The following is an 8,261-nucleotide window of genomic DNA, read 5'->3' as shown; positions in this document are numbered from 1 at the left end:
CTCGCGGCGCTGCTCGCCGACCGGGCCGGCGGTGTCGGCCCCGCCGGGGCGGCGGCGGGGCGGCGCGGGGCCGGGCCCGATCTGGGAGAGCTGCTGCCCCAGTGGCTCGCGGAGGCGAACGCCCACGAGTACCGCGCCCCCGCGGCCCTGCTGCCCGCCCTGCTGGACGCGGCGCGGGCCCGCACCGATCTGCGGGCCGAGACGCTGGCCTTCGCGGGACCCCGGGCAATGTGGCTGGCGCGGCACAACCCCGACTGGAGGTTCGCGCTGCGCGACGGGGTGCGGCGCCAGGTGCCGGACGCGGACCCACGGGAGGCCGAGAAGCTCTGGCGGGAGGGGCTGTTCGCCGAACGGACCGCCCTGCTGTCGGCGTTGCGGCGGCAGGACCCGAGGGCGGCGCTGGAGCTGCTCGCCTCGACCTGGAGCACGGAACGCGCCGAGGACAGACTGATGTTCCTCGACTCGCTGCGCCAAGGGCTCGGGTCCTCCGACGAGCCGTTCCTGGAGCAGGCGCTGTCCGACCGCAGCCGCACGGTCCGGGCCACGGCGGCCGAGCTGCTGGCGGCGCTGCCGGGGTCCGCACTGGGGGCGCGGATGGCGGAGCGGGCCCGGGCGTGTGTAGCGCTGGACCGGGTGAACGGCAGCGGCATCGTGGTCGAGGCCCCGCACACGTGCGACGCCGAGATGCAGCGCGACGGCGTCATACCGAAGCCGCCCACGGGCCGTGGCGAACGCGCTTGGTGGCTGGGCCAGTTGGTCGAGGCGACACCGCTGGGGGTGTGGAGCGAACGGCTGGACGGGCTGTCCCCCGCACAGATCGTCGCCCTGCCGGTCGCCGACGGCTGGCGTGACGATCTGCACGCGGCATGGTGCGGAGCAGCCGTACGGCAGCGGAACGCGGAGTGGGCGCGCGCCCTCATCGGGGAGCCGACGGAGCCGTTCGCCGAAGGGCCGGGCGATCCGGCCAAGCTGCTGTCGGTGCTGCCCGAGCAGGAGCGCGGCGAGTGGGCCGCGCGCTTCATCGCGGCGCACGGACTGTCGGAGGCCTTCCGCATCCTGGGGGTGTGCGGGGTGCCGTGGCCGCTGCCGTTGGGGCGCGCGGTGGTGGACGCGCTGGAGATCGCCCGGGACGCCGGCAGCTATCCGTGGAGCTTCAGCGGGGTGATGGGGCTGGCCGAGCGCTGTCTCGACCCGTCCGAGGCGGACCGGCTCGCACCGCTCGCGGCCGTGCCCGACGAACGGGAGGAGGAGTCGCCGGGTGCGGGTGCGTACTGGGCGGAGTCGTTCCAGCGGCTCGTCGCCACCCTGCGGCTGCGTTCCGCGATGCTCGCGGAACTCCGCGGGGGCGCGTCCCGGGGCGCGTCCGGGGACACGCCTGGCAACGCGCCCGGCAACGCCTGAACCCGCCTGGGGCAGCGCCCTTCGCCCCCGGCTGAGAGCCCCGGCCACGACCCTGACCACCGGTCCCGGCAACGGACCTCGGCCACGCCCCCGCCCATCAGTGCCACCCTCGGCCACCGACAAGCGGCCACCGACCACGGCCACCGTCTCCGCTCCGGTCCGCCCTCGTCCGGCCCCACGTCCGGGTCCCCTACGGGCGGGAGCCCGCGTCCCACCGTCCCGCACCGGATCCGGCGGTACGGGGTGGCGCGGAAACGGGCACGGACGGGGGCGCGGGGAGGCGGGGGAAGCGATTCGTGGGCGGGGAGAGGGGAGCTGGAGCGGAACGGGGTCGGTCCGGCTCAGGCCGCGACCGGGCCCACGTGGGTGCGGATCCAGTCGACGACCTCGCTCGTGGTGGCGCCGGGTGTGAAGATCTCGGCGACGCCCTGCTCCTTGAGCGGCGGGATGTCCTCCTCCGGGATGATGCCGCCGCCGAACACCTTGATGTCCGCGGCGTCCCGTTCCCGCAGCAGTTCGAGCACCCGGGCGAACAGGGTGTTGTGCGCGCCGGAGAGGATGGACAGGCCGATGGCGTCCGCGTCCTCCTGGATGGCGGTGTCCACGATCTGCTCCGGCGTCTGGTGCAGCCCGGTGTAGATCACTTCCATGCCCGCGTCCCGCAGCGCACGGGCGATGACCTTGGCGCCCCGGTCATGGCCGTCGAGGCCCGGCTTGGCGACGACCACGCGGATCGGACCGGACACATCCATCACTGCCTCCCTCAAGCACGACCTCCCGGCCGGAACGGGCCACGGGATGTGAACGCACGTTATCTCCAGCATCCCGCACCCGTCCGTCCCCTGCCGGGAAGGGAGGGGGAAATCACACGGGAGGTGACGCCGGCCGTGCCGCAGCCGGGACCCTGGCGGGCCCGACCCCCGCGAGTCCGCTCCCGACGGGGCCGCCCCCTGCGGCCCGTTCCCGACGAATCCGCCCCTGCGGATCCGACCCTTGCGGGGCCGACCCCGGCAGGCCCGACCCCGCGGATCCGATCCCGACGGGTCCGACCCTGGCGGGTCCCCACGGCCGGAGGCCCCCCGCGTGGCTCGGGCGGCCCCGGTCCCCAGTCGGCCGGTCGGCCAGTCAGCCAGCCGACCCCCGGTCGGCCGGTCAGCCGGTCAGCCGGTCGGCCGGTCCGGCGGTCAGCCGGTCCGGCGGAATTCCGGATTCCGGCCCGTCGTCCCGGCCTGCGCCGGTTCCCCTTCCCTGTACGGGGTGCCGGGCATGTGGCGCTGCCGGTGGGCTGGGGTGTTTCTGCCCGCGTCCGGGCGGAGTTGGGGCCGGGCGGGGGCGGCGGCCCGTGCGGCGGGCCCGGCGCACGGCGGCCTGGCCGCCGCATCCGGAAGCTGGCCTCTTGTCGAACGTATTTCGAACTCAAGCTCTGCTACCAGTCCGTAGTCCGCCGAAAGACGGCTGATTGCCCTTTTCCGGAGCGGCTAAAACCTCCCGAAGATTGTGGCCGTCGCATACCGCCGGGTACAGTCGCCGCACTGCTCCGCCCCTGTCGCCGAGGCGAAAGAGAAGTTGGTGGTGAACGACCGTCATCCGTCGGGAGTCCCGAGTCCCGACGACTCCGGTTCCGGCTTCTCGTACGGCACCCCCGGCGCGGACTACGGACAGTCCGCGTACGGCGCGTACGGCGCGGACGCCTACCCGGCAGACTCGCACGGCGGGTACCCCGTCGGCGCCTACGGTTCGTCCCCCGACGTTTCGTACGCCTCCTACGGAGACGACGACCCTCTCTTCGGCACCCTTCCCGGCACCGAGACCGCCCACTCCGGTACGGGCGCCGGTACCGGCGGCTACGCGGACGCCGCCTGGCAGGCCACCTCCGGCTGGGACGACGGCGGTTACGGCGTCCAGACCGGTACCGCCCCCAGCGTTCCGGTGCAGCCCGGGCCCGAGCAAGCGGATTTCGGTTATCCGGCGGGCGATGACGGCACCGGCCAGTGGGGTTCCGGCGTCCAGGAGACCGCCGCGTGGGACACCGCGTCCTGGCCCAACGGCGGCTGGGAGGCGCCCGGTTGGGACGGCGCCGGCTGGGACACGGGCAGCAGCCAGGCCGCCGCCTACGCCTACGAGCCCCACGGCGGCTACGAGGACCAGGGCGGTTACGGGGCGCCGGCCGGCTACGAGGCGCCGGCCGCCGGTTACGAGGCCCAGGCCGCCGCCTACGACGCTCAGGCCGGTTACGGCGACGGGAGCCAGGACGGTTACGCCGCCTACGAGCACGCTCCCTACGACGGCTACGGCTACGGCTACGACGCCGAGGGCGGCCATGCTCCCGCCGCCCCCGTCCACGGCCACCCCCACGACCCCACCACCGGCCGCGCCGGCCATGGCAACCACGGCGGCCACGGTGACCATGGCGGCCATGGCGAATCCGTCGACCCGAGCCAGGAGACCACCGCGTCGTGGGACTTCTCCGCGCTCGCCCAGGAGCACAGTGACGGGTCCGCGTACGGGCACGGGGCCGCCCACGGACACGAGCAGGCCGGCGAGGACGTCGCCGGGCAGGCACGGGACCGTGCGTCCGGATGGGACCCCGAGTGGGCCGACGCCGACGCCCTCGGCGACCTGGGTACCCCCGGGGCGCCGGAGGACCCCGACGGTCCGGCCGGTGCGGACGGCCCCGACGCCCCGGTGTCCCTCGGCACCCTCGGCGGCCCGCACCCGCGTGGACGCCGCCGCTCCCCCAAGGCCCGCCCCCGCCGCCGCGCGCTGATGACGGTGGCGGTGCCGTCGGTCGCCGTCATGGGTGTCGCGGGGGCCGCGGCGGCCAGCGTGATGGGAGGCGGCGACGACAGCAAGGACGGTACGACCACCGTCGCGGCCCCGGACGCCGCCCCGGTCAAGCCGTCCCACGCCAACAACAAGCTCGACTCGCAGCTCGCGGGGCTGTCCGCCGACGCCGGTGACTTCGCCGACCGCGCCAGCCGCACCCAGGAGCGCATCGACCTCAAGCAGCGCCAGGAAGCGGAGAAGGAGCGCAAGGCGAAGGAGGCGGCGCGCAAGGAAGCGATGCGCCCCAAGTTCGTCATCCCGGTCAAGAACCACGCCCTCAGCGCGCGTTACGGCCAGGCCGGTGTCAACTGGATGTCCCTCCACACCGGTATCGACTTCCCCGTCAGCTACGGCACCCCCGTCATGGCCGCGACCGACGGCACGGTCTCGACCAAGTACGACACGGCCTACGGGAACATGGCGATCGTGACGGCGAAGGACGGCACCGAGACCTGGTACTGCCATCTGAGCAGCAACAAGATCCGCTCGGGGCAGGTGAAGGCGGGCGACGTCATCGCCTACTCGGGCAACTCGGGCAACTCCACGGGCCCGCACCTGCACTTCGAGGTCCGCCCCGGCGGCGGCTCGGCCGTGGACCCGATCCCGTGGCTCCAGAGCAAGGGCCTCCACATCGGCTGAGGCCCCCGGTTCCCGGCCGCTGAAACCCCGGTTCCCGGCCCCCGAACACATGGCCGCCGGTCCCCGACACACAGCCGTCGGTCCCGGACAACACCTGTCGGTCCCCGGAGAGGCGTCCCCGGGGAGACGCCCCGGGGACGTCTCTCCGGGGAAACGGCTCCGGGGACGGCGGGGCACGCGCCGCTCCCGGTCGCGGCTCGCTACAGCTTCTCGACCGGTGCGTACCGCAGCAGCAGCCGCTTGGGCTTGTCGCCGCCGAAGTCGATCGTGGCCTCGGCGTTGTCGCCGCTGCCCTTGACCGCCTGGACCGTGCCGAGCCCGAAACTGTCGTGGGTGACGCGGTCGCCCACCTGGAGGGAGACCACCGGCCGGTCCTTCGTCCGCCGCGTGGCGAAGCCGGAGGGCCCGCCCCGCCGGGCCGAGGCGCCGACGGACGACGAGAGGGAGGCCGCGACACCGGAGGGCGTCCCCGGCGCGCCGCTGCCGGCACCCGAGCGCCGCCAGTCGATGTACTCGCCCGGGATCTCCTCCAGGAAGCGGGAGGGCGGGTTGTAGGAGGGCTGGCCCCAGGCGCTGCGCATCGAGGCGCGTGTCAGGTACAGCCGCTCCTGGGCGCGGGTGATGCCGACGTAGGCGAGCCGGCGCTCCTCCTCCAGTTCCTTGGTCTGGCCGAGGGCACGCATGTGCGGGAAGACGCCGTCCTCCATGCCCGTCAGGAAGACGACGGGGAACTCGAGGCCCTTGGCCGTGTGCAGGGTCATCAGGGTGACGACGCCGTCGTCCTCGCCCTCCTCCGGGATCTGGTCGGAGTCGGCGACGAGTGCGACCTGTTCGAGGAACTCGGCGAGCGTGCCCGCTCCCGCGCCCGTCCCCTCCTCCTCGCCGCGCTCCTGCTCGAACTCCAGCGCGACGGCGGCGAGTTCCTGGAGGTTCTCGATACGGGTCTCGTCCTGCGGGTCGGTGGACGCCTGCAGCTCCGCCAGATAGCCGGTCTGCTCCAGCACGGCCTCCAGCACCGTGGCCGGGCCCGCTCCGGACTCCACGACAGTGCGCAGCTCCTCCATGAGCGCGTTGAAGCGTTTGACGGCGTTGAGGGAGCGCGGCGCCATGCCGTACGCCTCGTCCACACGTACGAGCGCCTGCGGGAAGGTGATCTTCTCGCGCAGCGCCAGCGCCTCGATCATGGCCTCGGCGCGCTCCCCGATACCGCGCTTGGGGACGTTGAGGATGCGGCGCAGCGGCACGGCGTCCTCCGGGTTGGCCAGCACCCGCAGGTAGGCCAGGATGTCGCGGACCTCGCGGCGCTCGTAGAAGCGCACGCCGCCGACGACCTTGTAGGGCAGGCCGACGCGGATGAAGACCTCTTCGAAGACGCGGGACTGGGCGTTGGTGCGGTAGAAGACGGCGATGTCGCCCGGCCTCACCTTGGCGTCCTGGCCGCCCTCAGCGCCCTCGCCGTCGCCGAGCCGGTCGATCTCGTCGGCGACGAACTGGGCCTCGTCGTGCTCGGTGTCGGCGACATAGCCGGTGATCTTCGGACCGGAGCCCGCCTTGGTCCACAGGTTCTTGGGGCGGCGGTCGGCGTTGCGCTCGATGACGGCGTTGGCGGCGGACAGGATCGTCTGCGTGGAGCGGTAGTTCTGCTCCAGCAGGATCGTCGTCGCGTTCGGGTAGTCCTCCTCGAACTGGAGGATGTTGCGGATGGTGGCGCCGCGGAAGGCGTAGATCGACTGGTCGGCGTCACCGACGACGCACAGCTCCGCCTGGTCGTCCCCGCCGCCGACCAGCTCGCGCACCAGCTGGTACTGCGCGTGGTTGGTGTCCTGGTACTCGTCCACCAGGACGTGCCGGAAGCGGCGGCGGTAGTGCTCGGCGACGTCGGGGAACGCCTGGAGCAGGTGCACCGTCGTCATGATCAGGTCGTCGAAGTCCAGGGCGTTGGCCTCGCGCAGCCGCGCCTGGTACATCGTGTACGCCTCGGCCAGCGTCTTCTCGAAAGTGTCGGACGCCTGCGCGGCGAAGTCCTCCTCGTCGATCAGTTCGTTCTTGAGGTTCGAGACCTTCGCGCTGAACGACTTGGGCGGGAAGCGCTTGGGGTCCAGGTCCAGATCCCGGCAGACCAGGGCCATCAGCCGCTTGGAGTCCGCCGCGTCGTAGATCGAGAACGACGAGGTGAAGCCCAGCTTCTTGCTCTCGCGGCGCAGGATGCGCACACACGCGCTGTGGAACGTGGAAACCCACATCGACTGCGCCCGCGGCCCCACCAGGTCGGCGACGCGCTCCTTCATCTCGCCCGCCGCCTTGTTGGTGAAGGTGATGGCGAGGATCTGGCCCGGGTGCACGTGCCGGGCGCCCAGCAGGTAGGCGATGCGGTGGGTGAGCACCCGGGTCTTGCCCGAGCCGGCGCCCGCGACGATGAGCAGCGGGGACCCGGCGTGCAGCACGGCGTCGCGCTGCTGCTCGTTCATGCCCTCCAGGAGCGCGGCGGGGTCCACGACGGAGCGGGGCGCGCCGTCGCGGTGATACGCGTCACGCCCCGCGCCGGGACCGGTGCCCGCACCCGCGAAGGTGCCCTGGAAGAGGTCGTCCGGGATCTCCTCCTCGGGGCCGTGGTGCTCGGCGCCGTCGGAGTCCTCGGGCGGCGGGGGCGCGTCCGCCTCGGGGCTCGCGCCGTCGAGGTCCGCCAGGAAGCTGTCGTCGAAGAGGCTGCTCATCGTCGTACGAGTCTAGGCCGCCGCACCGACAGCTCTCATGCCCTTCCGGACACCCGGCCGCTCACCCGTCCGCCGGGGGCGCTTCCATGCCCTCCCGCCGGTGCTCACGGCACTGTGGTCGCGCGGTCACGCACTGAGGCGCTCACACCCACAGCACCGCGATGAAGATGTTGACCATGGTCAGCAGGCCGACCGCGCCGAACAGCGGTGCGCTCACCCGCTCCTCGTCCCGCTTCACATAGGTGAGCCCGAGGATCACCACGAGCAGCGCGAGTTTGACGCCCATCTTGACGGTGTTCACCGGGCTGTCGTCAGCTTGGTGGAGACCGATCAGCGCGACGCCCGTGACCAGCATGGTCAGCGCCCCGTGGAGCATCCCCGGGACCACCCGCGCCTCGCCCTTGCCCATCGCCTTCATCTGCGTGAAGAAGCCGCCAAGGAGCGCGGCGATGCCGATGATGTGCAGGCCGACGAAGACATTGATGAGTACGTCCATGCCGGCGAGCGTATCCGGACGTTTTCGGCGCCCTTACCACACCCCTGCCTTCCCCGTCGAGGATTACTCGGCTCCGGTCAACTGTCGGCACCTTCCGTCCCGTCCCATGTGGAAGAGCGAACGCGCCTGGACAGCTTCGCGACGAACTCGGGCATTTTCCGCCACTCCCGTGCCCGCTCGCCGCT

At 72.7% G+C, this 8,261-nt stretch carries 5 protein-coding genes; 2 read left to right on the top strand and 3 right to left on the bottom strand.

What is annotated here, in order from left to right:
• Window positions 1-1,401 (top strand): DUF5691 domain-containing protein (locus FM076_RS20495; RefSeq protein ID WP_243274578.1); only part of this gene is annotated, 1,401 nt, incomplete at its 5' end.
• 341 nt (window positions 1,402-1,742) lie between these two features.
• Here the strand turns inward: FM076_RS20495 and FM076_RS20490 are convergent.
• Window positions 1,743-2,153: a cobalamin B12-binding domain-containing protein gene (locus FM076_RS20490; protein WP_173872436.1), complete on the bottom strand. Its 411-nt coding sequence runs from the start codon at window positions 2,151-2,153 to the stop codon at window positions 1,743-1,745.
• 820 nt (window positions 2,154-2,973) lie between these two features.
• Between FM076_RS20490 and FM076_RS34035 the strand changes: the two genes are divergently transcribed.
• On the top strand, window positions 2,974-4,866 hold the full coding sequence (locus FM076_RS34035; RefSeq protein WP_345945123.1) for a M23 family metallopeptidase: 1,893 nt from the start codon (window positions 2,974-2,976) through the stop codon (window positions 4,864-4,866).
• A gap of 200 nt (window positions 4,867-5,066) precedes the next feature.
• Here the strand turns inward: FM076_RS34035 and pcrA are convergent, their stop codons facing one another.
• Both pcrA and FM076_RS20475 read right to left on the bottom strand, forming a co-directional pair.
• Window positions 5,067-7,580: a DNA helicase PcrA gene (pcrA, locus tag FM076_RS20480; protein WP_173872435.1), complete on the bottom strand. Its 2,514-nt coding sequence runs from the start codon at window positions 7,578-7,580 to the stop codon at window positions 5,067-5,069.
• Window positions 7,581-7,722: 142 nt separating this feature from the next.
• Entirely contained in the window at window positions 7,723-8,076 is a 354-nt protein-coding gene (locus tag FM076_RS20475) for a hypothetical protein (RefSeq protein ID WP_173872434.1), read from the bottom strand.
• Window positions 8,077-8,261 lie beyond the last annotated feature (185 nt).

It is taken from the genome of Streptomyces albus subsp. chlorinus, assembly GCF_013302895.1.
Taxonomy (GTDB): domain Bacteria; phylum Actinomycetota; class Actinomycetes; order Streptomycetales; family Streptomycetaceae; genus Streptomyces; species Streptomyces chlorinus.
Note: the sequence above shows the minus strand (reverse complement) of the source record. Positions and strands in the feature narration are given on the sequence as shown.